Annotated in this window: 25 protein-coding genes; 14 read left to right on the forward strand and 11 right to left on the reverse strand. The window is 66.2% G+C overall.

Features of this window, described 5'->3' with window-relative positions; all coding sequences use genetic code 11:
- Positions 1 to 40 precede the first annotated feature (40 nt).
- On the forward strand, positions 41 to 487 hold the full coding sequence (locus IB256_RS13270; RefSeq protein WP_192402871.1) for a hypothetical protein: 447 nt from the start codon (positions 41 to 43) through the stop codon (positions 485 to 487).
- 7 nt (positions 488 to 494) lie between these two features.
- Here IB256_RS13270 and argA read toward each other — a convergent pair whose 3' ends face one another.
- Positions 495 to 1,793, reverse strand: a complete 1,299-nt coding sequence (argA, locus tag IB256_RS13275; RefSeq protein ID WP_081515281.1) for an amino-acid N-acetyltransferase — start codon at positions 1,791 to 1,793, stop codon at positions 495 to 497.
- Between the two features lie 180 nt (positions 1,794 to 1,973).
- Entirely contained in the window at positions 1,974 to 3,113 is a 1,140-nt protein-coding gene (gene argE / locus IB256_RS13280) for an acetylornithine deacetylase (RefSeq protein WP_192402874.1), read from the reverse strand.
- Between the two features lie 187 nt (positions 3,114 to 3,300).
- On the opposite strand from argE, the gene IB256_RS13285 reads away from it, so the two are divergent.
- From IB256_RS13285 to IB256_RS13300, 4 genes are all read left to right on the forward strand, one after another.
- Positions 3,301 to 4,665: an inorganic triphosphatase gene (locus IB256_RS13285; RefSeq protein ID WP_192293415.1), complete on the forward strand. Its 1,365-nt coding sequence runs from the start codon at positions 3,301 to 3,303 to the stop codon at positions 4,663 to 4,665.
- A 55-nt stretch (positions 4,666 to 4,720) separates the two neighbouring features.
- Positions 4,721 to 6,505 (forward strand): GspE/PulE family protein, encoded by a 1,785-nt coding sequence (locus IB256_RS13290; protein ID WP_192293417.1) that lies wholly within the window; start codon positions 4,721 to 4,723, stop codon positions 6,503 to 6,505.
- A 125-nt stretch (positions 6,506 to 6,630) separates the two neighbouring features.
- Positions 6,631 to 7,557 carry an SPFH domain-containing protein gene (locus tag IB256_RS13295; RefSeq protein WP_081515277.1) on the forward strand — a complete coding sequence of 309 codons (927 nt, stop codon included), beginning with the start codon at positions 6,631 to 6,633 and terminating at the stop codon, positions 7,555 to 7,557.
- Positions 7,557 to 8,006 (forward strand): NfeD family protein, encoded by a 450-nt coding sequence (locus tag IB256_RS13300; protein ID WP_192293419.1) that lies wholly within the window; start codon positions 7,557 to 7,559, stop codon positions 8,004 to 8,006. The genes IB256_RS13295 and IB256_RS13300 overlap by 1 nt, the downstream gene beginning before the upstream one ends.
- Positions 8,007 to 8,237: 231 nt before the next feature.
- On the opposite strand, the gene lgt is transcribed toward IB256_RS13300, so the two are convergent.
- Together lgt and IB256_RS13310 are read right to left on the reverse strand one after the other, a co-directional pair.
- Positions 8,238 to 9,038: a prolipoprotein diacylglyceryl transferase gene (gene lgt / locus IB256_RS13305; protein ID WP_045215607.1), complete on the reverse strand. Its 801-nt coding sequence runs from the start codon at positions 9,036 to 9,038 to the stop codon at positions 8,238 to 8,240.
- Positions 9,039 to 9,058: 20 nt separating this feature from the next.
- Positions 9,059 to 9,841 (reverse strand): sulfite exporter TauE/SafE family protein, encoded by a 783-nt coding sequence (locus tag IB256_RS13310; RefSeq protein ID WP_192293421.1) that lies wholly within the window; start codon positions 9,839 to 9,841, stop codon positions 9,059 to 9,061.
- 114 nt (positions 9,842 to 9,955) lie between these two features.
- On the opposite strand from IB256_RS13310, the gene IB256_RS13315 reads away from it, so the two are divergent.
- Positions 9,956 to 10,702, forward strand: a complete 747-nt coding sequence (locus IB256_RS13315) for an NRDE family protein (RefSeq protein ID WP_192402876.1) — start codon at positions 9,956 to 9,958, stop codon at positions 10,700 to 10,702.
- Here IB256_RS13315 and IB256_RS13320 read toward each other — a convergent pair.
- The 3 genes from IB256_RS13320 to IB256_RS13330 all read right to left on the reverse strand — a co-directional run bounded on the left by IB256_RS13320 (position 10,699) and on the right by IB256_RS13330 (position 14,612).
- Positions 10,699 to 11,724 (reverse strand): sensor domain-containing diguanylate cyclase, encoded by a 1,026-nt coding sequence (locus tag IB256_RS13320; protein WP_192293437.1) that lies wholly within the window; start codon positions 11,722 to 11,724, stop codon positions 10,699 to 10,701. The two genes, IB256_RS13315 and IB256_RS13320, sit on opposite strands and share 4 nt — an antisense overlap.
- A 97-nt stretch (positions 11,725 to 11,821) precedes the next feature.
- Positions 11,822 to 14,101, reverse strand: coding sequence for a phosphoenolpyruvate--protein phosphotransferase (ptsP, locus tag IB256_RS13325; protein ID WP_081515272.1), 2,280 nt, complete (start codon positions 14,099 to 14,101; stop codon positions 11,822 to 11,824).
- Between the two features lie 31 nt (positions 14,102 to 14,132).
- Complete coding sequence (locus IB256_RS13330) at positions 14,133 to 14,612, reverse strand: RNA pyrophosphohydrolase (RefSeq protein ID WP_017520843.1); 480 nt, start codon at positions 14,610 to 14,612, stop codon at positions 14,133 to 14,135.
- A 147-nt stretch (positions 14,613 to 14,759) separates the two neighbouring features.
- Between IB256_RS13330 and IB256_RS13335 the strand changes: the two genes are divergently transcribed.
- Complete coding sequence (locus tag IB256_RS13335) at positions 14,760 to 15,416, forward strand: HAD family hydrolase (RefSeq protein WP_192293439.1); 657 nt, start codon at positions 14,760 to 14,762, stop codon at positions 15,414 to 15,416.
- A gap of 46 nt (positions 15,417 to 15,462) precedes the next feature.
- Here IB256_RS13335 and IB256_RS13340 read toward each other — a convergent pair whose 3' ends face one another.
- From IB256_RS13340 to ilvA, 3 genes are all read right to left on the reverse strand, one after another.
- Positions 15,463 to 15,930 (reverse strand): DUF2269 family protein, encoded by a 468-nt coding sequence (locus tag IB256_RS13340; protein WP_192225113.1) that lies wholly within the window; start codon positions 15,928 to 15,930, stop codon positions 15,463 to 15,465.
- A gap of 10 nt (positions 15,931 to 15,940) precedes the next feature.
- Positions 15,941 to 16,408 (reverse strand): DUF2269 domain-containing protein, encoded by a 468-nt coding sequence (locus tag IB256_RS13345; RefSeq protein ID WP_192293441.1) that lies wholly within the window; start codon positions 16,406 to 16,408, stop codon positions 15,941 to 15,943.
- Between the two features lie 69 nt (positions 16,409 to 16,477).
- Complete coding sequence (gene ilvA, locus IB256_RS13350; protein WP_192293656.1) at positions 16,478 to 18,004, reverse strand: threonine ammonia-lyase, biosynthetic; 1,527 nt, start codon at positions 18,002 to 18,004, stop codon at positions 16,478 to 16,480.
- 189 nt (positions 18,005 to 18,193) lie between these two features.
- Here ilvA and rpiA point away from each other — a divergent pair, with 189 nt between their 5' ends.
- The 3 genes from rpiA to IB256_RS13365 all read left to right on the forward strand — a co-directional run bounded on the left by rpiA (position 18,194) and on the right by IB256_RS13365 (position 21,448).
- Complete coding sequence (gene rpiA / locus IB256_RS13355) at positions 18,194 to 18,865, forward strand: ribose-5-phosphate isomerase RpiA (RefSeq protein WP_081515267.1); 672 nt, start codon at positions 18,194 to 18,196, stop codon at positions 18,863 to 18,865.
- Positions 18,866 to 18,958: 93 nt separating this feature from the next.
- Positions 18,959 to 19,291, forward strand: a complete 333-nt coding sequence (locus IB256_RS13360; protein WP_192402878.1) for a YegP family protein — start codon at positions 18,959 to 18,961, stop codon at positions 19,289 to 19,291.
- A 213-nt stretch (positions 19,292 to 19,504) separates the two neighbouring features.
- The gene (locus IB256_RS13365; protein ID WP_192402880.1) at positions 19,505 to 21,448 is read left to right on the forward strand and encodes an autotransporter outer membrane beta-barrel domain-containing protein; all 1,944 of its coding nucleotides are present in this window, start codon (positions 19,505 to 19,507) and stop codon (positions 21,446 to 21,448) included.
- 21 nt (positions 21,449 to 21,469) lie between these two features.
- On the opposite strand, the gene IB256_RS13370 is transcribed toward IB256_RS13365, so the two are convergent.
- Positions 21,470 to 22,393, reverse strand: coding sequence for an SdiA-regulated domain-containing protein (locus IB256_RS13370; protein WP_192293448.1), 924 nt, complete (start codon positions 22,391 to 22,393; stop codon positions 21,470 to 21,472).
- Between the two features lie 149 nt (positions 22,394 to 22,542).
- Here IB256_RS13370 and IB256_RS13375 point away from each other — a divergent pair, with 149 nt between their 5' ends.
- The 4 genes from IB256_RS13375 (at position 22,543) to IB256_RS13390 (ending at position 26,542) form a co-directional block, all read left to right on the forward strand.
- Positions 22,543 to 23,559, forward strand: a complete 1,017-nt coding sequence (locus IB256_RS13375) for an AraC family transcriptional regulator (RefSeq protein WP_081515263.1) — start codon at positions 22,543 to 22,545, stop codon at positions 23,557 to 23,559.
- A 237-nt stretch (positions 23,560 to 23,796) separates the two neighbouring features.
- Positions 23,797 to 24,846, forward strand: a complete 1,050-nt coding sequence (locus IB256_RS13380; RefSeq protein WP_081515262.1) for an ABC transporter ATP-binding protein — start codon at positions 23,797 to 23,799, stop codon at positions 24,844 to 24,846.
- Entirely contained in the window at positions 24,843 to 25,757 is a 915-nt protein-coding gene (locus tag IB256_RS13385; RefSeq protein WP_081515261.1) for an ABC transporter permease, read from the forward strand. Before IB256_RS13380 ends, IB256_RS13385 begins: the two co-directional genes overlap by 4 nt.
- Positions 25,754 to 26,542, forward strand: coding sequence for an ABC transporter permease (locus IB256_RS13390; RefSeq protein WP_045215587.1), 789 nt, complete (start codon positions 25,754 to 25,756; stop codon positions 26,540 to 26,542). Before IB256_RS13385 ends, IB256_RS13390 begins: the two co-directional genes overlap by 4 nt.
- Positions 26,543 to 26,577 lie beyond the last annotated feature (35 nt).

Consider the following 26,577-nt stretch of genomic DNA (forward strand, 5'->3'; position numbering starts at 1 on the left):
GCGCCGTCCGTGGCACCGACTCATCCCGGAGAGAGCTCCCATGCCCCCTACGAACGACTGGTCTCTGGACGATCTGGATGTGGCGTACTCCGATGGTCTCAAAATGGGCATCGCCGGGCAGCCATTCTCTCCGCCATCAGATGAAATCCTGGCGGCCAGTTGGGAGGCGGGCTGGATCGATGCCTGCGAACAGCTGCGTCGCCGGCAGGTGCTGCCCGACATCCCTTTCGTCTGGGACCACTTTCCACCCCTGCTGAGTGTGCGCATCCAGAACCGCAGTGCCCGACCACCACTAGACCTGCCCGACTTCGGCCTTCGCATGCAAACCCTGGTTCCCTCCAACGCCCCGGCGCCATGCGCCAGGCGAGGCTCAAACGCGCTTGAGCTGCGCATACGGATAAGCAACAGCTCATCGCGCCCGCCGCTTTCCACCCCCGACTTCGGCTTGCGTATGCAGCGCCTGACCGCGCTGGCGCCACCGAGCTGAACGTGGTCTACAGAGTCTTCTCGAACACCTGCGAATTGCGCTGGTAGTTGTACAGCGATGCCCGCGCCGCCGGTAGGCGCTCCACGCTGCTGGGCTGGAAGCCGCGCTCGCGGAACCAATGGGCAGTCCGCGTGGTGAGGACGTAGAGGGTCTTCAGACCAAGATTGCGCGCGCGCTGCTCGATGCGCTCCAGCAGGTCGTCGCCGCGTCCGCCGTGGCGGTACTCCGGGTTCACCGCCAGACAGGCCAGCTCGCCCGAATCCGAGTCGGCGATGGGATAGAGCGCCGCGCAGGCGATGATCAGCCCTTCGCGTTCGACAATGCTGAACTGCTCGATTTCACGCTCCAGCACCTCGCGGGAACGGCGCACCAGGATGCCTTGCTCTTCCAGCGGGCGAATCAGTTCCAGCAGTCCGCCAACGTCCTCGATGCCCGCCTCGCGCAGTTGCTCGAACTGCTCCTGGGCGACCAGGGTGCCGTTGCCGGTGCGGGTGAACAGTTCGCTGAGCAGTGAGCCGTCCTCGGTGTAGCTGACGATATGGCTGCGGCGCACGCCCGCGCGACAGGCCTGGGCAGCAGCATCCAGCAGTTCGCCCTGGTAGCTCGCACCGAGGCGCTCCAGGTGCGCCGGGACCTGCTGCGGGCGCAGCTCTCGCACCAGCTTGCCGGCGTCGTCCATCAGGCCGCGCTCGGCGCCATAGAGGATCAGCTTGTCTGCGCCCAGGTCGATGGCCGCGCGCATGGCCACGTCCTCGCAGGCGAGGTTGAAGATTTCACCGGTGGGCGAATAGCCCAGCGGCGAGAGCAGCACGATGCTGCGCTCGTCGAGCTGGCGGTTGATGCCCTTGCGGTCGATCCGACGGACCTCGCCGGTGTGGTGGTAGTCGATGCCGTCGACCACGCCGATCGGCCGCGCGGTGACGAAGTTGCCGGCGGTCACGCGCAGGCGCGAGCCCTGCATCGGCGAGGCGGCCATGTCCATGGACAGGCGCGCTTCGATGGAGATGCGCAGGCTGCCGACGGCGTCGATCACACAGTCCAGAGTCGGCGCGTCGGTGACCCGCAGGCCACGGTGGAAGCGCGGCGCCAGCCCGTGGGAAGCCAGGCGCGCCTCGATCTGCGGGCGCGAGCCGTGCACCAGCACCAGGCGCACGCCGAGGCTGTGCAGCAGCACCAGGTCGTGGACGATATTGCCGAAATTGGGGTCTTCGACGCCCTCGCCGGGGAGCATCACCACAAAGGTGCAGTCCCGGTGCGAGTTGATATAGGGAGAGGCGTGGCGCAGCCAGTTGACGTAGTCGTGCATTGCTTGAAAAGCCTGTCGTTCGAGTGGGCGGAAATCTGTCGGATGCGGCCGGAGTTCGGCCAGGGCGGCGCGGTTATCGTCGTCGCATGTACATCGACAGGTTTCTCCTCTTGGGTAGGTGGGGCCCGTTGTCGGGGCGCTCTACAGGCAACTCTTCATCAACAGTCTCGCGGACGATCCCTATAAGCAGTAATGCCGGATCAGTCCGCGCAGCAGTTCCACGCATGGCTCGATGCGGTCGAGCTCGAGGTGCTCGTCCGGCTGGTGGGCGCAGGCGATGTCGCCGGGGCCCAATACCAGGGTCTGGCAGCCGAGCTGCTGAAGATACGGTGCTTCGGTGCCAAAGGCTACCGCTTGTGCCGTGTGCCCGGTCAGACTTTCGGCCAGCCGCACCAACTCACTCTGCGCCGGTTCCTCGAAGGGCGGCACGGCGGGGAACAGCGGGGCGTAATCGATCTTCACGGCATGCCGTTCGGCGACCGGCTTGAGCCGCTCGCGAATGGCCTGGCGCAGGGTTTCGGGCTGCATCCCGGGTAGCGGTCGCAGGTCGAATTCCAGCGCGCACTGGCCGCAGATGCGATTGGGGTTGTCGCCGCCGTGGATGCAGCCGAGGTTGAGGGTCGGCTGCGGCACGCTGAACTGTGGGTTGTTGAACGCCTGCTGCCACTGGCTGCGCAGGCCCTGCAATTCGCCCATCACCGCCTGCATCGCCTCCAGCGCACTGCGCCCCAGGCTCGGGTCGGAGGAGTGGCCGCTCTGCCCGAGGATGTCGATGCGCTCCATCATCACGCCCTTGTGCAGGCGGATCGGCTTCAGGTTGGTCGGCTCGCCGATCACCGCCGCGCGGCCCAGCGGGCGCCCCGCCTCAGCCAAAGCGCGGGCGCCGGCCATGGAGCTTTCCTCGTCGCAGGTGGCGAGGATGATCAACGGCTGTTTGAACGGCTGACCGAGCAATGGCAGCAGCGCTTCGATGGCCAGGGCGAAGAAGCCCTTCATGTCGCAGGAGCCCAGGCCGAACCAGCGCCCGTCGCGTTCGTCCAGGCCCAGCGGGTCGCTTTTCCACAGGGCCTCGTCGTAGGGCACGGTATCGGTGTGCCCGGCCAGCACCAGGCCGCCGGGGCCGCTGCCCAGGGTCGCAACCAGGTTGAACTTGCCCGGCGACACCGGCTGCAGCTCGCAGGCAAAGCCCAGGTCCACCAGCCAGTTGCCCAGCAACTCGACCACCGGGCGGTTGGACTGGTCCAGTGCGGGCTGGGTGCAGCTGACCGAGGGGATCGCTATCAGCTCGGCGAAGCGTTGTTTCAGCGGCGGCAACGGCATGGCTTTCTCCAGACGATGGACTCCACTATGGACCATGCGGCGGTGCGGTAAAACCTCGCGGCGCCCGGCAGGAACGCCGAAGTCCTGTAAACTGCATGACTTTGAAGTCTTTTTCGCGCCCGTCGTTCCGTCCTTGCTACAAGAGGCCGGGAATCCGGGCGCGTCCGCTCTGACCCGGACCCCCGCCATGCAGAAAGAAACCGAAATCAAATTGCGCGCCAGCCGCGAGACCCTCGAAGCCCTGCGCGAGCATCCCGCGCTGAAAAAGCGCAACAAATCCGGCTGGGAGCCCCGCGAGCTGTTCAACCAGTATTACGACACCCCCGGCCGCGACCTGGCCCGTGCCCGCGTGGCGCTGCGCATGCGCAAGGATGGCGAGCAGTTCATCCAGACCCTGAAGACCCGTGGCCAGAGCGTGGCCGGCTTGTCCGAGCGCAACGAATGGGACTGGTACCTGGAGAAGAACAAGCTCGACCTGAAGAAACTTGACGACCAGTGCTGGCCGGCCGCGCTGGCGGATCTGGACAAGAAGTCCCTGAAACCGATCTTCAGCACCGACTTCACCCGCCAGCGCGCCGAGATCGCCTGGGGCCGGGGCAAGGCGAAGGTGGTGATCGAGGCTGCGCTGGACCTGGGCAAGGTCATCGCCGGCAAGCAGGAAGAGGAAATCTGCGAGCTGGAACTGGAACTGCGCCAGGGCGAGCCCGAGGCGCTGCTGGACCTGGCCATCGAACTGGCCGCGGACCTGGCGCTGATGCCTTGCGACATCAGCAAGGCCGAGCGCGGCTACCGCCTGTTCGACCCGGCGAGCTACAGCATCCAGCCCGACACCCAGAAGCTGCTGCATGAAACCCCGCTGGATGGCGCCTTCGCCGCGCTGTCCTGGTCGCTGCTGGGGAGCAGCCAGCGCCTGGCCGAGCAATACCGCTTCAACGGCCACTGGAGCCTGCTGGACAGCTGGCTGCAGCAACTGGTGGACCTGCGCGCCCTGCTCGGCAGTCTCGGCCAGGCCGTACCGCGCGCCACCACCCGAGAGCTGCGCGCCGCCCTCGACGCGCTGATTGCCGACTGGCAGCCGCGCATCGAACAGGGTCGCCACGACGACGCCGTGCGCCAGCAGATGCCGGCGGCCTTCCGCGAGGAACTGGACAACCTGCGCTGGGGTCAGTTCTCCCTGAGCACCTCGCGCTGGCTGCTGGGCAAGGCCTGGACCCTTGAGCGCAACGAGCGCGCCAACCGCCTGGGCGGCTCCGCCGTCGGCAAGTGGCTGCAGCGCACCCTGGCCGAGGAGGCCCAGGCCATGCCGCTGCAACGTGCCCAGCAATTGCCCGAAGTGCTCGCCGACCAACTGCCGCGCCTGCAACGCATGCTGGTCTGGCTGCGCCTGGCGCGCGGCGTGCTGGAGCTGCCGGAAACCGACCGCCTGTATGGCGAACTGGCCAAGCTTCAGGAGCTGCTCGTCACTCCCGACGCCGAGGGGCGCCTGGATGCCCTGGCGGCCCAGGCCCATACTGTGCTGACCCTCAAGCCGTGGAAGGCGCTTTTGAAATAAGCTGGCCCGGCAATGCCGCGGGCCTGTGACCCGCCACTGGAAGTAGGGAGTCCGCATGTCCGTCTTTGCCCCATCCGCCCAGGACCGTCCGCTCGACCTGGGCGACATCCTGCGCGAGCTGGTCACCCAGGGCCGCGTCGCCCAGGATGACGCCGAACAGTGCCTGGCGATCCGCCGCAGCGCCGTGAAGAACCAGCAGCACCCGCTGGAATTCCTCGCCGCGCAGCAGGTCGCGGACCGCCAGCGGCCGGGGCACAAGCTGGACCTGGACAACCTGGTGAGGTGGCTGGCGGACTTTTCCGGGCAGCCCTACCTGCGCATCGACCCGCTGAAGATCGACGTCGCCGCGATCACTCCACTGATGTCCTACGCCTTCGCCCAGCGCCACCAGATCCTCGCGGTCGCGGTGGCACCGGATGAAGTCACCATCGCCAGCGCGCAACCGTTCGTGCACGCCTGGGAGAGCAACCTCACCCACGTGCTCAAGCGCCCGATCAAGCGCGTGGTCGCCAACCCGGTGGATATCCAGCGCTTCACGGTGGAGTTCTACCGCCTCGCCAAATCGGTGACCGGCGCCAGCTCGCAGGACCAGAAGATCAGCGGCGTCGGCAACTTCGAACAGCTGCTCAACCTGGGCGCGGCCGACCAGGAGCCCGATGCCAACGACGCGCACATCGTCACCATCGTCGACTGGCTGTTTCAGTACGCCTTCCAGCAGCGCGCCAGCGATATCCACATCGAGCCGCGCCGCGAGCAGGGCACTGTGCGCTTCCGCATCGATGGCGTGCTGCACAACGTCTATCAGTTCCCGCCGCAGGTCAGCATGGCGGTGGTCAGCCGCCTGAAGTCCCTCGGCCGGATGAACGTCGCCGAGAAGCGCAAGCCGCAGGACGGTCGGGTGAAGACCAAGACCCCCGACGGCGCCGAGGTGGAACTGCGCCTGTCGACCCTGCCCACCGCCTTCGGCGAGAAGATGGTGATGCGGATCTTCGACCCCGAGGTGCTGCTCAAGAGCTTCGACCAGCTCGGCTTCTCTCCCGACGACCTGCGTCGCTGGGAGAGCATGACCAGCCAGCCCAACGGTATCATCCTGGTCACCGGCCCCACCGGCTCGGGCAAGACCACCACGCTCTACACCACGCTCAAGCAACTGGCGACCGACGAGGTGAACCTCTGCACCATCGAGGACCCGATCGAGATGATCGAACCCTCGTTCAACCAGATGCAGGTGCAGCACAACATCGACCTGACTTTCGCCAGCGGCGTCCGCGCCCTGCTGCGTCAGGACCCGGACATCATCATGGTCGGCGAGATCCGCGACCTGGAGACCGCCGAGATGGCGATCCAGGCGGCGCTCACCGGCCACCTGGTGCTTTCCACCCTGCACACCAACGACTCGCCCACTGCCATCACCCGCCTGCTGGAACTGGGCGTGCCCTACTACCTGATCCGCGCCACCGTGCTCGGCGTCATGGCCCAGCGCCTGGTGCGCACCCTGTGCCCGCACTGCAAGGCGCCGATGGAGCTGCAGGAGGAGGACTGGCAGGAAGTCACCCGCCCATGGAACGCCCCCCTGCCTGCCAGCGCGCACCAGGCGGTCGGCTGCCTGGAGTGCCGCGACACCGGCTACCGCGGACGTGCCGGCGTGTACGAGATCATGCTGCTGAGCGAGTCGCTGAAGGAACTGATCACCGCCGACACCGACCTCATTCCGCTGCGCCGCCAGGCCTTCAAGGAAGGCATGCGCAGCCTGCGGCTGTCCGGCGCGCAGAAGGTGGCCGCCGGACTGACGACCATCGAGGAAGTCATGCGGGTCACCCCGCAAAGCGAGCAGAAGTAAGGCTCAGGCCGGGCGCCCGAGGAAACCCCCGCGCTCGCCTGCCGGACTTTCCTGCATGCCTGCCGGGCGTGCCGGTTACACTCGACTCACACACCCATTACCCAAGCAGACAAGGAGTCCCTCGCATGGAAATCGGCAGTGTTGCCCTGCTGTTCGTCATCCTCGCCATCGTCATCGTCCTCATGGGGTTCAAGGTCGTGCCCCAGGGCTTCGAATGGACCATCGAGCGCTTCGGCCGCTACACCGTCACCCTGAAGCCGGGCCTGAGCATCATCATTCCGGTGGTGGACCGCGTCGGCCAGAAGATCAACATGATGGAGCGCGTACTCGACGTGCCGCCGCAGGAGGCCATCAGCGCCGACAACGCCATCGTGCAGATCGACGCCGTGTGCTTCTTCCAGGTGGTCGACGCGGCGCAGGCGGCCTATGAAGTCAGCGGGCTGGAAAACGCCGTGCGCAACCTGGTGATGACCAACATCCGCACCGTGCTCGGTTCCATGGAACTGGACCACATGCTCAGCCAGCGCGACGCGATCAACGAACGTCTGCTGCGCACCGTCGACGAGGCCACCGCCCCCTGGGGCCTGAAGGTCACCCGCATCGAGATCAAGGACATCAGCCCGCCAGCCGACCTGGTGGAAGCGATGGCCAGCCAGATGAAGGCCGAACGCCTCAAGCGCGCGCAGATCCTCGAAGCCGAAGGTCGCCGCGCTGCGGAAATCCTCACCGCCGAGGGCAAGAAGCAGGCACAGATCCTCGAAGCCGAGGGCCTGCGCCAGTCGGCCTTCCTCGAGTCCGAAGCGCGCGAGCGCCAGGCCGAGGCTGAAGCCAAGGCGACCCAGGTGGTTTCCGAGGCCATCGCCAGCGGCAACGTGCAGGCGATCAACTACTTCGTCGCACAGAAGTACGTCGACGCCCTTGGCCAGCTGGCCAGCTCCAACAACAGCAAGATCGTGCTGATGCCGCTGGAAGCCAGCCAGGTGATCGGCGCGGTCGGCGGCATCGGCGAAATCGTCAAGGCCACCTTCGGCGAAACCAAGGGCCGTAGCTGATGGCCGCCTTTCTCCAGAACCTCGGTTTCTGGGACTGGCTGGGCCTGGGCATCGTCCTGCTGATCCTGGAAATCTTCGGTGCCGGCGGCTACCTGCTGTGGATCGGTATCGCCGCGGCGCTGACCGGCGTGCTGTCGTTCCTGCTGCCGGGGCTGGACTGGGTCTGGCAGTGCCTGGCCTTCGGCGTGCTGGCGATCCTCACCGCGCTGTACTGGTGGAACCACCAGCGACTCAACAAGCGCCAGGCGGCACCCTCCAGCCTCAACCGTCGCGGCAGCGAGTTGGTCGGCCGGCAGTTCGCCCTGCATGACGCCATCGTCGGCGGGCGCGGCAAGATCCGCGTGGGCGACAGCGTCTGGCTGGTCAGCGGGCCGGACCTGCCCGTCGGCGCGCAGGTGCGCGTGACCGGACAGGACGGCGTGTTACTCCTCGTCGAACCCATCCTGTAGGTGCGCGGGGGACGCCATCGTTATTGCTCGCGATCCCGCCCCCGCTGCGGAGCTCGGTTCGCGAGCACGAATGTAGGATGGGTGGAGCTTGTGATCGCTATCGGCAGAGCCGGTAAGCACATTGATGGGTATCGCCTCGCTCCACACCATCCTACATAGCGGGAACAGCACCCTAAGCTGACCTCAACGAAAAAGCCCGCCAATCGGCGGGCTTTTTCATTCAGGCGAAACTCAGCTCGCGGCCGGTTGCGCCGGGGCGCGGCGGTATGCCCAGACCATCAGCGCAATGCCGCCCAGGACCATCGGCACGCACAGCACCTGCCCCATGGTCAGCCAGCCCCACGCCAGGTAGCCCAGCTGGGCATCCGGCACACGGACGAACTCGACGATGAAGCGGAAGATGCCGTAGCACAGCACGAACAGGCCGGATACCGAGGCGGTCGGGCGCGGCTTGCGGGTGAACAGCCAGAGCACGACGAACAGCGCCACGCCTTCCAGCGCGAACTGGTACAGCTGCGACGGGTGGCGCGGCTCCGGGCCGCCGGTGGGGAAAATCATCGCCCACGGCACGTCGGTCACCTTGCCCCACAGCTCGCCATTGATGAAGTTGCCGATACGTCCGGCGCCCAGGCCGATCGGCACCAGCGGCGCGATCAGGTCCATCAGCTGGAAGAAGCTCTTGTTGTTGCGTTTGCCGAACCACCAGGTGGCCAGCATCACGCCGATCAGCCCGCCGTGGAACGACATGCCGCCCTTCCACACCTCGAAGATCAGCGTCGGGTTGGCAATGTATTCGTCCAGGTTGTAGAACAGCACGTAGCCCAGGCGACCGCCCAGAACCACGCCGCACGCCACCCAGAACACCAGGTCGGAGAGTTTCTCCTTGGTCCAGGTCGGGTCGAAATCCTTCAGTTTGCGCGACGCCAGCAGCCAGGCGCCGCCGATGCCGATCAGGTACATCAGGCCGTACCAGTGGATTTTCAGCGGCCCGAGCGCTACAGCAACCGGGTCGATCTGTGGATAAGGCAGCATCCGCTTCTCCTAGCAGGAACTCAGATCAGGAAACTCAAGCCCACGCTGAACAGCAGCAGGGCGAATAAACGCTTGAGCACCAGGGGTGGCAGGCGATGGGCCAGCCGTGCCCCGATGCGGGCGAAGAACATGCTGGTGACGGCAATGCCCACCAGCGCCGGCAGGTAGACGAAGCCCAGGCTCATTTCCGGCAGCTTGTCGTTGTGCCAGCCGACAGCGATGAAGGATATCGCGCCGGCGATGGCGATCGGCAGGCCGCACGCCGAGGAAGTCGCAACCGCCTGTTGCATGGAGACGCCACGCCAGGTCAGGAAAGGCACGGTCAGCGAGCCGCCGCCGATGCCGAAAATGGCGGAAGCCCAGCCCACCACGCCGCCGGCCACGCCCAGGCCGAAGCGCCCCGGCAGGTTGCGCGCGCCCTTGGGCTGCAGGCCCAGCGCCATCTGGATCGACACCAGGATGGCGAAGGTGCCGATGATCTTCTGCAGCACCGGGCCCTGGATCTTCGATGCGGTGATCGCCCCCAGCGCACTGCCGACCAGGATGCCGACGGTCATCCAGCCGAACACCTGCCAGCGCACCGCGCCACGCCGATGGTGCTCGATGATCGAATTGATCGAGGTGAAGACGATGGTCGCCAGCGAAGTACCGACCGCCATCTGGGTCAGCACGTCGGGCGAGAAGCCGTGGGCGCCGAAGCTGAAGACCAGGGCCGGGACGATGATCAACCCGCCGCCAACGCCGAACAGGCCGGCGAGCACGCCAGCGCAGGCGCCAAGCACCAGGTAGAGCACGAACTCCATGGGCAACCTCGGGCAACAAAGCGGGCATGGTAGCCGAAGGCTCCCGGGCGCTCCAGCCACTCCGGGACATCGGCGGATGTTGATAGACTGCCGGAACACCACGGAGTTCGACCCATGTGCCTGATCGTCTTCGCCTGGCGTCCCGGCCACGCCACCCCCCTGATCGTCGCGGCTAACCGCGATGAGTTCTACGCCCGCCCGACCCTGCCGCTGGCGGCCTGGGAGGAATACCCCGGCGTCTATGCCGGCCGCGACCTGGAGGCCGGCGGTACCTGGCTGGGCGTGGCGCCCGACGGCCGCTTCGCCGCCCTGACCAACGTGCGCGACCCTGGCCAGCCGCTGGGCCCGCGCTCCCGCGGCGAGCTGGTGGCGGCCTTCCTGCAGGGCCGGCAGGCACCGCTGGAGTACCTGCAGCAGGTCGCCCGCCGCGCCACGGATTACAGCGGCTTCAACCTGCTGGTGGGCGACAGTGCGCAGCTCTGCTATTTCAACCCCCGCGTCGGCCCGCCGGTGGCGGTGGCGTCGGGTGTACACGGGCTCTCCAACGCCGCGCTGGACACGCCCTGGCCCAAGCTGCTGAATGCCCGCAACGGGCTGGAGGCCGCGCTGCAGAGGCCAGACACCAGCTCACTGGTGGCGCTGCTGGCCGACAACCGCCAGCCCAGCGAAGCCGAGCTGCCGGATACCGGCGTCGGCCTGGCCACGGAGCGCCTGCTCTCCAGCGTGTTCATCGCCAGCCCGACCTACGGCACCCGCGCCAGCACCGCGCTGATCGTCCACGCGGACGGCCGCCGCGAGCTGCTGGAGCACAGCTTCGGCCCTAGCGGAGCTCGTCTGGGTGAAGTGGCCCTGGCTCTCTAGCAGGTGACGATGCAGTCGCGCTGGGCCTTGGCGCGGTAGAGCCCTTCGTCCAGGCGACGCAGCATCACCGACAGGTCCTCGCCGGGCTGCATCGCCGTCACCGAGAAGCTGGCGGTGAGCTGGGTCGGCAGTGAGATATCGGCCCGGCGCAGGCTCATACGCAGCCGCTCGGCCAGTTCGCGCGCCGCTTCGCAGGTGGTTTCCGGCAGCAGCACGATGAACTCCTCGCCGCCCCAGCGGGCGAAGCAGTCCTCCTCGCGCAGACGCCGCCGCACCACTTCGGCCACCGCCACCAGCACGCGGTCGCCGGCCGGGTGACCAAGGCTGTCGTTGATGCGCTTGAAGTGGTCGAGGTCGAACATCATCAGCGAGCAGCCGTGGCCATGGCGCTGCAGACGCTGCCATTCGGCGTGCAGTTGCTGCTCGAAGCGCCGGCGGTTGGCGATCTGCGTCAGCGGGTCGATCTCGGAGAGACGCAGGGCAACGGCGGCCTGTTCGGCCAGCGCCTGATTGGCCTGGCGCAGGGCTTCGGTGCGCTGCAGCACCAGGTACTCCAGGCTCAGGTTGAGCTGGTGCAGCTCGTGATTCTTCTCCTGCAGCTCCAGCTCTGCGAGCTTGCGCTCGTGGATGTTGCGGTGCGCGCCGATCATCCGCGTTGGCTTGCCCTCGTCGTCGAACTCGAAGAAGCGCCCGTGATCGCTGACCCACAGGTAGTTTCCGTCCAGGCAGCGGCAGCGGTACTCCTCGCGGTAGACGCCGCTGCGCCCCTGCACATAGGCATCGAAGGCGAACATCACGCGGGAGAAGTCCTCGGGATGGATGATCTCGTGCCAGGTGGCGACGCTTTCCGGGAGGCTGTCGGGGTCATGGCCGAGCATGGCGTACCAGCCCGGACTGCGAGTGACATGGTTGCTGCGGATGTCCCAGTCCCAGATGCCATCGCTGACGATGCTCAGGGCATAGCGCAGGGTGCGGGCGCTGGCGCCGGTGTCCGTGCAAGGCGACTGGTCGAGCTCTTCCATAAGCTGCGTCCTGGCCGGTGATCCGGCCCTGTTACTTCATCTGCCCTGCGGTCATGCACGGTTCCGCAGGTAGCTTTCGTAAAGAACTGTCGCCGCGTCAGGCCTGGATGGTCGCGGCCGGGTTGATCACACGGCCCAGCCCCAGGTTGCGCAGGGCCAGGTGCAGCGAGCTGTGGATAACCTGCGGGTTGTCGAAGGTCATCAGCTGACTGAGCAGCTCCCGCGCCCGGGACAGGGTCATCTGGCGCAACAGCCATTTAACCTTGGGCAAGTTCGTGGCGTTCATCGACAGGGAGTCGAAGCCCATGGCCATCAGCAGCACGGCCGCCGCCGGATCGCCGGCCATCTCGCCGCAGATGCTCACCGGCTTGCCTTCGGCGTGGGAATCATCGACCACCTTCTTCAGCGCCTGCAGCACCGCCGGGTGCAGGTAGTCGTAGAGGTCGGCGACACGCGGGTTGTTGCGGTCCACGGCCAGCAGGTACTGGGTCAGGTCGTTGGAGCCGACTGAGAGGAAGTCCACCTGGCGCGCCAGTTCGCGGGTCTGGTACACGGCGGCGGGGATCTCCACCATCATGCCGATCGGCGGCATGGGGATGTCGACGCCTTCGTCGCGCACTTCGCCCCAGGCGCGGTGGATCAGGTGCAGCGCCTCTTCCAGCTCGTGAGTGCCGGAGATCATCGGCAGCAGGATGCGCAGGTTGTCCAGGCCTTCACTGGCCTTGAGCATGGCGCGGGTCTGCACCAGGAAGATTTCCGGGTGGTCGAGGGTGACGCGGATGCCGCGCCAGCCGAGGAAGGGATTGTCTTCCTTGATCGGGAAGTAGGACAGCGCCTTGTCGCCGCCGATGTCCAGGGTGCGCATGGTCACCGGCAGCGGGTGGAAGGCGGAGAGCTGCTCGCGGTAGATGGCGAGCTGCTCCTTCTCGCTGGGGAAGCGGTCGTTGATCATGAACGGCACTTCGGTGCGGTACAGGCCGACCCCTTCGGCACCGCGCTCCTGGGCGCGCGCGACGTCCGCCAGCAGGCCGGTGTTGACCCACAGCGGCATGCGATGGCCGTCCAGCGTCTCGCAGGGCAGCTCGCGCAGCGCGGCCAGGCCCTTGCTCAGTTCCTTCTCTTCGGCGACCACTTCGCCGTACTGCTTGACCAGCTGCGGCGACGGGTTGGTGTAGATCTCGCCGTGGTAGCCATCGACGATCAGGTCGATGCCGTCGACCTTGGAATACGGCAGGTCGACCGCGCCCATGACGGTCGGGATGCCCATGGCGCGGGCGAGGATGGCGACGTGGGAGTTGCCCGAGCCGAGTACCGAGATCAGGCCCACCAGCTTGCCTTCGGGCACTTCGCCGAGCATGGCCGGCGACAGCTCCTCGCTGACGATGATGGTCTGGTCGGGGTAGGTCAGCGACTGCTTACGCTCTTCCTGGAGGTACGCCAGGATGCGCCGGCCGATGTCCTTCACGTCCGATGCACGCTCACGCAGGTAGGCGTCGTCCATCAGCTCGAAGCGCTGCACGTGCTCCATGACCACCTGGCGCAGGGCGCCCTGTGCCCACTGGCCGGTGCGGATGATGCGCTTGACCTCGAGGCCGATGGAGGCGTCGTCGAGCATCATCAGGTAGACGTCGAACAGCGCCCGCTCTTCCTTGCGCAGCTGGGTGGCCAGCTTGCTGGAGAGATTGCGCATGTCCTCGCGGACCGACTCCAGCGCCTGCTTGAAGCGCTCGACCTCGGCCTCGACGTCGTCGATGGGTTTGTCCGGAACGACTTCCAGATCAGCCGGCGGCAGCACCACCACGGCCTTGCCCACGGCCACGCCGGGGGCGCCGGGGACGCCGACGAACTTGGCTTCGCTGATGCCCTTGCCCATCTTGCCCAGGCCGCGGATCGAGCCGGTGGCCTCGGCATGGGCGATTACGCCGGCGAGCTGCGCGCTCATGGTGACGAGGAAGGCTTCCTCGCCTTCGTCGAACTGGCGCTTTTCCTTCTGCTGCACGACCAGAACACCCATCACCCGACGGTGGTGGATGATCGGCGCGCCGAGGAAGGAGGCGTAGCGTTCCTCGCCGGTCTCGGCGAAGTAACGGTAACGGGGGTGTTCGGAGGCGTTCTCGAGGTTCAGCGGCTCTTCGCGGGTGCCGACCAGGCCGACCAGGCCCTCGTTGGGCGCCATGCTGACCTTGCCGATGGAGCGCTTGTTCAGGCCCTCGGTGGCCATCAGCACGAAGCGGTTGCTCTCCGGGTCGAGCAGGTAGACCGAGCACACCTGGCTGCCCATGGCCTCCTTGACCCGCAGCACGATGATGCCCAGCGCCGCCTTGAGGTCCTTGGCGGAGTTCACTTCCTGGACGATCTTACGCAGCGTGTTGAGCATGGCGTGGGGGTCTAACTCCTTGAACTTCGTGCTAGTCGCGCGCCAGCAGGCGCGGTGCCAATTCCTTCAGAGCCCGGCGGTAGACCTCGCGCTTGAAGGTCACGACCTGGCCCAGCGGGTACCAGTAGCTCACCCATTTCCAGCCATCGAATTCGGGTTTGCCGGTGACATCCATGCGCACCCGGCTTTCCTCGCCGGTCAGGCGCAGAAGGAACCACTTCTGTTTCTGCCCGATGCACAGCGGCTGGCTGTTGGTACGCACCAGACGTTGCGGCAGGCGGTAACGCAGCCAGCCCCGGGTACAGGCGAGGATCTTGACGTCCTGCTCTTCCAGGCCGACTTCTTCGTTCAGTTCGCGGTACAGCGCTTCCTCAGGGGTTTCTCGGGCGTTGATGCCACCCTGGGGAAATTGCCAGGCTTCCTGGTTGATGCGCCGTGCCCACAGTACCTGTCCGACATCGTTGCAAAGGATGATGCCGACATTGGGGCGAAAACCATCGGGATCGATCACGGCGGTACATCCTCGAAATCGCGTGTGCCCGCATTGTTCCACAAAGCTTGTGACAGCGGCAACGCGGGCTGCGGCGTCCTGTGCCGGGTGGGCAAAAGCCGTTACTCTAGGCGACTTTTCCGTATTGGCAACTGGCGGTAATCCATCGTGCGACTGGCTCTCTTCGATCTCGACAACACCCTCCTGGCCGGCGACAGCGACCACAGCTGGGGCGAATGGCTGTGCCAACGCGGGCTGGTGGATGCCGGCGAGTACCAGGCGCGCAACGATGCCTTCTATGCCGACTACATGGCCGGCACCCTCGATGTGTTCGCCTACCAGGCCTTCACCCAGGCGATCCTGGGCCGCAACAGCCTGGACCAGCTCGACACCTGGCACCGTCAGTTCATGCAGGAGGTGATCGAGCCCATCGTCCTGGCCAAGGGCGAGGCCCTGCTGGCCGAGCACCGCGCCGCGGGCGACAAGCTGGTGATCATCACCGCCACCAACCGCTTCGTCACCGGTCCGATTGCCGCGCGCCTGGGCGTGGAGACGCTGATCGCCACCGAGTGCGAGATGCTCGATGGCCTCTACACCGGCCGCACCTTCGACGTGCCCTGCTTCCAGGGCGGCAAGGTGACCCGACTCAACCGCTGGCTCGAAGAGACCGGCCTGAAGCTGGACGACGCCTACTTCTACAGCGACTCGCGCAACGACCTGCCGTTGCTGGAGCGGGTAGCCAACCCGGTGGCCGTCGACCCCGACGACACCCTGCGCGCTACTGCCACCGAGCGCGGCTGGCCGGTGATCAGCCTGCGCGACTGAGCGCCCGTCAACCTGCGCTGAGGGCTCCTCTATCTGCGCTGAGGGTTCAGAAGCCCTTGTTGACCATCAGGTAGAAGATCGCCAGGAAGGCCAGGAACGCCGGCCAGCCCAGGGCGAACCACCAGCGCATATAGAGGAAGGCCCTGGGCGGCAGCGCCGCACCATCACGGTGCGCCGCCTCGGCCATGTCGCGCACGCGGATCTGCAGCCACACCACCGGCAGCCAGCAGACGCCCGCGAACACGTAGAGCGCCAGGCTCCATAGCAGCCAGCCCGAATCCAGCGGCCAGCCAGCCATATGCGCCATGGCGATGCCGCTCAGCGGCTGGAACACCGCCGTGGTGGCGATGAACAGCCAGTCGGCAGTGACCAGATGGCGGAAGGTGATGCGAATGGCTTCCAGGTTGCCGCTGCGCCAGGCGCGCCAGCTGTAGTAGGCCGAGCCCAGCCCGGTGCCGAACAGCAGCGTGGAAGAGAGTATGTGCAGGGTCTTGAGCAGCAGGTAGAGGTTCACGCGGTGGGCATCACACCGGCTTGCTGATCATCAGCACCAGGATCGCAACTACGCACAGTAGCGCCAGCACGAAGAAAGCCAGGCCGAACTTCCACTGCCGCGCGGCGCCGGCAGAAATCGGCTCGCCACTGCTCTGCGCCACCAGCGCCAGGTCGCGGATGCGCCACAGGCGGGTGGTGAACAGCAGCCAGAAGATAGTCGCGACGATCAGCAGGCAGGCGCTGCCCAGCAGCCAGGTCTGCCCCAGAGGCCAGCCGACAGTCTGCACCATGCGGTAGCCGGTGACCGGCAGGCTGGCGACGCTACCGGCTACCAGCACCCAGCCGATCAGGCCGATGCGCTGCAGCGCCTTGGCGATCACCCCGGCGTCGCCGCCACGCCAGCTGCGCCAGCCGTACCAGGCCAGGCCGATGATGGCCAGGAACGGCAGCACCGCGGCGATGCCGTGGAGGATGCGGAAGGTCTGCAGGCTTTCCATTTCAATTCCCTGTGAAGAAGGCGGCGTTGCGACAAGCCTAGCAGCAGTCGCGCCGCCCCGGCCCGATCCTCAGCCGAGGAACAGGCGGTAGGCCGGGTTGTCCGTCTCGTCCCAGTAGGGGTAGCCGATCTCTTCCAGCGCGGCCGCCACCAGGTGGCGTTCGTCTTCCGGTACCTGCAGGCCCGCCACTACGCGCCCATCGGCCGCGCCGTGGTTGCGGTAGTGGAACAGGGTGATGTTCCAGCGCCCGCCCAGGCGGTTGAGGAAGTTGAACAGCGCGCCGGGACGTTCGGGGAACTCGAAGCGGAACACCTGCTCGCCGGAGACCCGCGGCGAATGGCCGCCGACCATGTGGCGGATGTGCAGCTTGGCCAGTTCGTTGTCGGTCAGGTCCAGTACCGGGAAGCCCTGCTCCTGCAACTGCTGCACCAGTGCCGCGCGCGGGTCGTTCTCCGGGTGCGTCTGCACGCCGACGAAGATGTGCGCTTCGCTGTTGGTGTTGTAGCGGTAGTTGAACTCGGTGATCTGGCGCTTGCCGATGGCCTCGCAGAAGGCCTTGAAGCTACCCGGACGTTCGGGGATGGTCACCGCGATGATCGCTTCGCGCTTCTCGCCCAGCTCCGCACGTTCGGCCACGTGGCGCAGGCGGTCGAAGTTGATGTTGGCGCCCGAGTCGATGGCGACCAGGGTCTCGCCCTTCACGCCTTCGCGCTCGACGTACTTCTTGATTCCGGCTACCGCCAGCGCGCCGGCCGGCTCGGTGATCGAGCGGGTGTCGTCGTAGATGTCCTTGATCGCGGCGCAGATTTCGTCGGTGCTGACGGTGATCACTTCATCGACATGGTCCTTGCACAGCTCGAAGTTGTGCTTGCCGATCTGCGCCACGGCGACGCCGTCGGCGAACAGACCGACCTGGCCGAGCACCACGCGCTCGCCGGCGGCCATGGCGGCCTGCAGGCAGTTGGAGTCGTCCGGCTCGACGCCGATGACCTTGATCTCCGGGCGCAGGTACTTCACGTACGCGGCAATGCCGGCGATCAGGCCGCCGCCGCCGACGGGCACGAAGATCGCGTCGATGCGGCCGGGATTCTGGCGAAGGATTTCCATGGCCACGGTCCCCTGGCCGGCGATCACGTCCGGATCGTCGTAGGGGTGGATGTAGACGTAGCCCTTCTCTTCCACCAGCTTCAGCGAGTGCGCCAGCGCGTCGGGGAAGGCGTCACCGTGCAGCACGGCCTTGCCGCCACGGGCGCGTACGCCCTGGACCTTCAGCTCCGGCGTGGTGCGCGGCATCACGATGGTGGCCTTGATACCCAGCTCGCGGGCGGCCAGCGCCACGCCCTGGGCATGGTTGCCAGCGGACGCGGTGACGACGCCGCGGGCGAGTTCTTCCGGGCTCAGCTGCGCCAGCTTGTTGTAGGCGCCGCGAATCTTGAAGGAGAACACCGGCTGCAGGTCTTCGCGTTTCAGCAGAATCTGGTTGCCCAGGCGCTCGGAGAGTTGGCGGGCGGGCTGCAGGGGCGTTTCCACGGCAACGTCGTAGACACGCGAGGTGAGGATCTTCTTGACGTAGTGTTCGAGCATCGGAAGGGCTATATCGGCGGCTTTTCGAGGAACCGCGAGTCTACTCCAGCCGGCGCGACGCGGGCCACCGAACAATCCGCGCGCAGATGACCATAACAGTTGCCCGGCGGCGCAACACCGGCGCGCCGTCGACCGCTATAATCCGCCCTTTCGACTATTCTCCGGCGCCGTTGCGCCCATCCAGGTAAGAAGACCCTCGCCATGAACCAGGATCAGCTCAAGCAGGCTGTGGCCCAGGCCGCCGTCGACCACATCCTTCCGCACCTCGACAGCAAGAGCATCGTCGGCGTGGGCACCGGCTCCACCGCCAACTTCTTCATCGACCTGCTGGCCAAGCACAAGGCCGAGTTCGACGGCGCCGTGGCCAGCTCCGAAGCCACTGCCCAGCGCCTGAAGGGCCACGGCATCCCGGTCTACGACCTGAACACCGTCAGCGAGCTGGAGTTCTACGTGGACGGCGCCGACGAGACCAACGAGCGCCTGGAACTGATCAAGGGCGGCGGCGCCGCGCTGACCCGCGAAAAGATCGTCGCCGCGGTCGCCAGGGAATTCATCTGCATCGCCGACGCCAGCAAGCTGGTGCCGATGCTCGGCGGCTTCCCGCTGCCGGTGGAAGTCATCCCCATGGCCCGCAGCCACGTGGCGCGCCAACTGGTGAAGCTGGGCGGCGACCCGGTGTACCGCGAGGGCGTGCTGACCGACAACGGCAACATCATCCTCGACGTGCACAACCTGCGCATCGACAGCCCGGTACAGCTGGAAGAGGCGATCAACAACATCGTCGGCGTGGTCACCAACGGCCTGTTCGCCGCGCGCCCGGCCGACCTGCTGCTGCTGGGTACCGCCGAAGGTGTGAAGACCCTCAAGGTCTGACGCCTCAAGGCGCCATCCGCCGGATGGCGCCTTCCAGAGCGCCTGCTGCCGTCTACGCTGGGATGACCCAACCCTCCCGGAAGGAGATGCAGCATGGCCGCCAAGTACCATCTGAAGAAGGCCAGTGATGGCCAGTTCCACTTCAACCTGCACGCCAGCAACGGCGAGATCGTCCTGACCAGCGAGCTGTACAAGGCCAAGACCTCGGCCATCGACGGCATCGAGTCGGTGCGCAAGAACTCCCAGCGCGAAGGCGCCTTCGAGGTCAAGGTCGCCGCCAACGGCAAGCACTACTTCGTGCTCAAGGCCACCAACGGCCAGGTCGTCGGGCAGAGCCAGATGTACGCCAGCAAGGCCACCGCCGATGCCGGCGTGGCGGCGGTCAAGCGTTACGCAGCCGAAGCACCGATCAGCGACGACACCTGACAGCGCACCGTTTCGGTGAGTGCTCCCGCACGCCCGCTCAGCACGGCCGGCCTTACCGCCGGTCGTGTATCACCATTGTTACAGTGGCGCGACACCCGCGGTCACTGACGCGTCAAATTCCGCCCATCTCCGGCGAACCGGTCCACATCCTGCTTTCCTCCGGCGCACGCATCGAAGACCGATGCGATTCCAATCGACACAGAGGAAAGTGCCGTGTTCAGACCCTTAGCCGTTGCGGTCAGCCTGGGCTGCGCTGCGCTGGCAACCGACGCCAACGCCTACGAATACGGGGAATATGCCGGGGACACCCTCGACACCCTGATCAACGATTACCCCGGCCGCTACCGCGGCACCGCCAGCTTCGCCGGCGCCACCGCGCTGATGCAGTCGCGCCTGGGCTCCGGCTACCAGACGCAGGTCCAGGATTTCACCTGGGCCGGCAACCGCAACTCGCAGAACGTCATTGCCAGCGCCCCGGGCAGCAGCGGCCAGTACGTGGTGCTGGGCGCCCACTACGACACCTACTACGGCCGCCCCACCCTGCAGGGCCTGGACGACAACGGTTCGGGCGCCGCCGTGCTGACCGAAATCGCCCGCAACCTGGGTGGCGTCGCCTTGGAAAACGGGCTGGAAGTGGTCGGCTTCGGCGCCGAGGAGGAAGGCCTGCGCGGTTCGCGCGCCTACGTCGCCTCCCTCAGCGACGAACAGCGCAGCAACCTGCTGGGCATGATCAACCTCGACAGCCTGATCACCGGCGACAAGATGTACGCCCACGCCGGCCTCAACAGCGTCGACAACCCCGCGCTGGGCGCCTACCGCGACCAGCTCCTGCGCATCGCCCAGGAACTGAAGATCCCGCTGTTCACCAACCCCGGCCTCAACGAGGAATACCCTGCCGGTACCGGTTGCTGCAGTGACGGCGAAAGCTTCGAGGGCCTGAACGTCCCGGTCCTGTTCATCGAGGCCACCAACTGGGAGCTGGGCGATCTCGACGGCTACGAGCAGACCGACAACCCCGCCATCCCCGGCGGCGCCACCTGGCACAACCCGGCGCTGGACAACGAGCAGGTGCTCACTGGCGCCTTCGGCCAGGAGCGCATCGACCAGCGCCTGCGCGACTTTTCGCGCCTGCTCACGCGCCTGGTGCTGGAACTGACCAACGCCGACCTGCTTGCCTCCACCGCCTCTGGCGGCGCCATGGCACGGCAGATGGAAGACCAGCTGCAACGCCAGCACCTGGCCCTGACCCGCCTTCACGACCGCCGCTGGCTGACGCTGCTGGGCAGCTCGCGCCCGGTCGGCAGCTTCGACGGCGCCGTCGGCGTGGAAGGTGAGACCACCCCCGAAAGCGGCTTCGACATGCCCGGCGACCCGCGTTCCCACCGTGCCGGCGTCAACCTGCTGGGCGACTACCGCGCCAGCGAGGCGGTGACCGTCGGCGGCAGCCTGAGCTTCCAGCGCAGCCGCGACAACCTCGACCACAGCGCCCGCCTGGAAGCGGAAACCTGGCAACTGGGGCTCTACGGCCTGCTCAACGATGGCGGTCCTGCCTGGCTGGGCGGCGAGCTGAGCGCCGGCTACGCCGACTTCGACAGCAAGCGCTCGGTATACCTGAAGGCGAACAACGGCCCGGTGCTGCTCGACCAGCGCATCGACGGCGACACCAACGCCTGGTTCTGGGGCGCGCGGGCCGACGGCGGCTACGACTTCGACATCGCTGGCATCAAGACCGGGCCGCAGGGCGGGCTGGACTTCGTGCACTACCGTATCGACGACTTCAATGAGGACGACGACCTGCGTACTGCGCTGGGCTACGAGAAGCAGGACTACGACTCGGTCGAAGCCAGCCTCGGCTGGGGCCTGCGCGGTGAGCTGCCGTTGGGCAACCGCATGGCCGTGCAGCCCTACGCCAGCGTGCGCTGGGTGAAGGAGCTGGCCGACGGGCGCCTGGACGACATCGCGCTGACCGCCCTGGGCGATGGCCGCACCCGCGTCGCCGATCTGGGCGACGTGGACAAGGACTTCGGCCGCGCCCAGCTCGGTGCCCTGCTGGCAGTCACCGAGCAATTGGGCGTGTTCGCCGAGGCCAACTCGCGCTTCGCCCACAGCGAAGGCAGCCAGGCGTCCTATTCCCTCGGCGTGCAGTGGCAGTTCTGAGCGCCGGAGAGCGAGGCGCCTTCAGTGCGCCTCGCGCTTCTTGAACACATAGAAGAGATTGGGCTCGCTGACCAGGTAAAGCGTGCCCTGGTCGTCCATGGCGATGCCCTCGGCCTGCGGCACGCTGCGCCGCAAACCCTGCATGCCGCGCAGCAGCGACAGCGAGCTGATCGGCTCGCCATTGGCGCTCAGCTCCAACACCAGCCGGGACTCGTCGGACAGCGCCAGCAGGTGCCCGCTGCGCTCGTCGTACTGCAGGCTGGAAAGGTCGCGGACGAACAGGTTGCGGTTGTGCTCGAGGTCTTCCACTACATGCACCGCGATGGGTTGCTCCGACTGCTCGTAGGGGAAGCCGCGCACCTCGTAGATATGCACCGGGTTGCGCTCCTTGGCGACGAACAGGCGCTTGCCCTGCGAGTCGTAGGCCAATCCCTCGAAACCGCTGTTCCCGCCGCGCCCCAGGGCCAGGGCGAGCTGCTGGGCGTCTTCGGCGTGCAGTTCCTTCGTGTCGTCGCGCAGCTCCACTCGCAGCAGGCGCTGGTGGGTCTCGTCGGTGATCACATAGACGTTGCGACTGATGTACTCGATGGCTTCGGTATCGCCGAAGCCATGCAAGGCGATCCTGCGCAGCACCTTGCCCTCCAGCGACAGTTCGACCAGCTCGTTCTGCTTGTTGGTGACGGTGAACAGGGTCTGCCGGTCCGGGTCGTAGGTCAGCGCCGAGACGTTGTCCTCCAGCCCCACGATGGGCTGCGCCTCCAGGACCACGCGGTAGTCGGGCAGCCAGAGGGACTGTTCCTGCCACTGCGCAGCGTGGCGCCACTCGTTGAACTTGAACCAGGCGCGCTCGTAGACCCGGAAGCTCTGGCCCAGCGCGAACAGCGCGGCCAGGGTGAGCAGCGCCAGCAGCAGGAACAGGCGACGGGGTTTGAGCAGACGGCGCATGGAGGACTCGGGGTGGGGATGGCGTGGCAGAGTGACAGCAGCGCCTGAAGCCAAACTTAAGGACCATCATCCGCTGCGGGCAGGCTAGAGTCAGGTTAGCGCAAGACTGTCCTGTGTTTCTTTTGCAAACGACTGCAAGAGGCGTATCGATGGCCCAGCACCTGCTTCCCGAACAACGCCAGCAAGCGACCCTGCACACGGTGGTACTGGCGACCGAGGTGCTGCACCACGCCGGCGTGCCGCGCCCGAAGCTGCTGGAGGGCAGCGGCATAGGCGAGGCGGACCTGCTGACGCCGGAGAAGCTGATCACCCACGCGCAGGAGCTGCGGGTCTTCGCTAACGCCCTTAACTGCCACCACGACCCGGCGCTGGGTCTGTATCTCGGCCTGCGCATGCACGTCTCGGCTTACGGCATCCTCGGGTACAGCATGCTCGCCAGCCGCACCCTGCGCGATGCGCTGCAACTGGCGCTGTCGTTCCCTGAGCTGCTCGGCACCTACTTCCGCCTGGCGCTGACGCCGCAGGGAGACGAGGTCCACCTGACCGCCGACGGCTACCGCTACGCGCCGGAGCTGACGGTGTTCAACACCGAACTGTGCCTGACTTCGCTGCTGACGGTGATCCGCGACCTGCTCGGCGAGTCGGTGCGCCCTCGGCGGCTGTTGCTGGCCTATCGGCCGCCACTGCACGCGGAAACCTACACCGAGCGCCTGGGTTGCCCGGTGGATTTCGGCGCCCCCACCAGTGCATTGTGCTTCAGTCCGGCGCTGCTGGACCGGCCGCTGCCGCTGGCCGATCCGGTCAGTTGCCACAACGGCGTGCAGCAGTGCCTGCGCATGAGCGGGGTGCTCAGCGCCCGTGGCGATGTGCTCGACCAGTTGCGCCAGCACCTTGCGAGCCACCTGCAGGACACCGCCAGCCTGGACACCGTGGCGCGCCACCTGCACCGCTCCACCCGCACCCTGCGGAGGCACCTGCAGCAGCAGAACACCAGCTATCAACAGGTGCTCGACGAGGTGCGCTTCGACCGCGCGCGGCAGTTGCTCAAGGACACCGACCTGCCGATCTACCTGATCGCCGAACAGCTGGGCTACAGCGAGACGGCCAGTTTCCGCCATGCCTTCCAGCGCTGGAGCGGGGCGAGCCCGAGTTTGTATCGGGGCTGATGCTCGATCATCCCCTCATGCCACCGCGCCGAGACCTCTCGAAACGACATCCCGCTGACGCCCGAAATCCAGCATGGCAGAGCGCATTTTCAACTTGGCCTGATTTATCCCTTATTGGCCTGATCTATCGTTCTGCGTATCCCGGCGCTTGGTCATTATCAATCCGCAGCTAGGTGAAACGGTCTTAGAAACCGTAAAACCTCAACAATAACAACTGCTTAACTGCATGGTACAAGCATGACCAGCGCGATCACCATCGAGCGGATATGCATGGAGTTCGGTACACCCGGACAAGGCCTCAAAGCCCTGGACGATGTGTCACTGGAAATCCGCGCCAACGAATTCTTCACCCTCCTCGGCCCATCGGGCTGCGGCAAGACCACCTTGCTGCGACTGATCGCCGGCTTCGAACAACCCTCCTCCGGCAGCATTCGCCTTTACGGCGACGCGATGGAAGGCCTCCCGCCCTTCCGCCGCCCGGTCAATACCGTCTTCCAGAGCTACGCCCTGTTCCCCCACATGACGGTGGCGGAGAACATCGCCTTCGGCCTGGAAATGCAGGGCAAGCAGCGCAGCGACATCGACGCCACCGTGCAGAAGATGCTCGACCTGGTGCGCCTGCCCGACGTCGGCAAGCGCCGCGCCGACCAGCTCTCCGGCGGCCAGCAACAGCGCATCGCCCTGGCCCGCGCCCTGGCCAGCCGACCCAAGGTACTGCTGCTCGACGAATCGCTTTCCGCGCTGGACCTCAAGCTGCGCAAGGAAATGCAGATCGAGCTCAAGCGCCTGCAGCACGAAACCGGCATCACCTTCATCTTCGTCACCCATGACCAGGAAGAAGCGCTCACCATGTCCGACCGCATCGCGGTAATGAGTCGCGGCAAGGTCATGCAGATCGGCACGCCCACCGAGATCTACGAGGCGCCGGTCAACCGTCTGGTGGCCGACTTCATCGGCGAGACCAACTTCCTCGAGGGCGAATCCAGCGGTGACAGCGTGCGCCTGGCCGACGGTCAGCTGCTGCCGGCCGCCACCACTCTGCCCGGCAAGGTGACCCTGGCGATCCGCCCGGAGCGCACCGAGCTTGCGCAGGATGGCCAGCTCGAAGGCGTGGTCGAGAACATCGTCTACGTCGGCACCGACACCGTGTACCACCTCAATGTCGCCGGTCAGGGCGGCTTCCGGGTCCGTCAGCAGAACCGCGACGGCGCCCTTTCCACCCACGCGCCCGGCGCGCGGGTGCGGGTCCGCATTCCCGCCACCGCCATCCGGGTGCTGGCCGAATGAGTACACTGCGCGCACTGGCGGAACGAAAGTCGCTGTTCAATCGCCTGGCCCTGACCAGCCCGGCGATGATCATGCTGGTGGTGTTCCTCGTCCTGCCGCTGGGCATCATGTTCGCCGTGTCGATCCAGGCACCGGGGGACTACGGCGGCGTGAAATGGGGCCAACACACCGTCGAGGCCTACATCAACTTCCTCTGGGAACGCGACCTGGACGACAGCCTGGCCTTCAACGCCGACTACCTGGGCATCTTCCAGCGCTCGTTCTGGCTATCGATCCTGACCACCCTGGGCTGCGTGCTGATCGGCTTCCCCACCGCGCTGTACCTGGCGCTGCAGGACGAACGCCGACGCAACCTGCTGCTGTTCCTGGTTACGGTGCCGTTCTGGACCAACCTGCTGGTGCGGGTCTACGCCTGGATGCTGCTGCTGCGCAACGGCGGGCTGATCGACGAAGGCCTGCACGGGCTGGGCTTCTCGGACGCATCCCTGGGCATCCTCTACACCGACAACGCGGTGATCATCGGTCTGCTCTACACCTACCTGCCGTTCATGGTCCTGCCCATCTACACCAGCCTTGAGAAGATGGACTGGCGCCTGGTGGAAGCGGCCTTCGACCTGGGCGCCAACCGCTGGAAGGCCCTCAAAAGAATCATCATCCCACTGGCCATGCCCGGCATCGTCGCCGGCTGCATCCTGGTGTTCATCCCTTCGCTGGGCAGTTACATCATTCCCGAGCTGCTCGGGGGCGGTAAGTCGCTGATGATCGGCAACCTGATCCAGCTGCAGTTCGGCACGGCGCACAACTGGCCATTCGGCGCGGCGCTGTCCTTCGCCCTGCTGGCCTTCGTGCTGCTGGCGATGATGATCTACAGCATGCGATTCAAACAGGGCGCGTCGGGAGGTCATCCATGAAGTCGGCCAACCCGCTCTGGCGGTTCACCGGGGTCCGGCCTGCCGCCTGGCTGTTCTTCGCCTTCCTCTACATCCCGATCTTCGTGCTGGTGGTGCTGAGCTTCAACAGCGGCCAGTCGGCGACGCTGTGGGAAAGCTTCAGCCTGAAGTGGTACTCGGTGGTGGCGGACGACCCGGAGATCCTTCGCGCCGCGAAGAACTCGCTGATCGTCGCGACCCTGGCCACCGTCGTCGCCACCACCCTGGCCACGCTCGCCGCACTGGGCATGCGCGGTCGCTCGTTCCGCGGGCAGACGCTGATGAGCGGCGTGCTGGGCCTGCCGCTGCTGGTGCCGGAGATCGTCACCGCCGTGGCGACCCTGATGTTCTTCGCGTTCATCGGCCTGAAGCTGTCGCTGTTCACCATCCTGCTGGCGCACATCGTGTTCTGCATTCCCTTCGCCTACCTGCCGATCCGTGCCCGTCTCGAGGGCATGGACCCGCGGCTGGCGGAAGCGGCGGCGGACCTCTATGCCTCGCCGTGGAAGACCTTCTGGAAGGTGACCTTCCCCCTGCTGACGCCGGGAATCGTGTCGGGGGCGATGCTGGCGTTCATCATCTCGATGGACGACTTCGTCATCACCTACTTCGTCGCCGGCGCCGGGGCCACCACCCTGCCGGTGTACATCTTCAGCTCCATCCGAATGGGGATTTCCCCGAAGATCAACGCCATATCTTCAATAATACTGTTGATTTCCATCGCGTTCGTTGCGTTGTCGTACTACGTCGGCCAGCGTCGCCGCTGACCTCCTGCCGCCAAACAAAACAACATTGCAAGGAG

The organism is Pseudomonas sp. PDM17 (genome assembly GCF_014851985.1).
Classification (GTDB): domain Bacteria; phylum Pseudomonadota; class Gammaproteobacteria; order Pseudomonadales; family Pseudomonadaceae; genus Pseudomonas.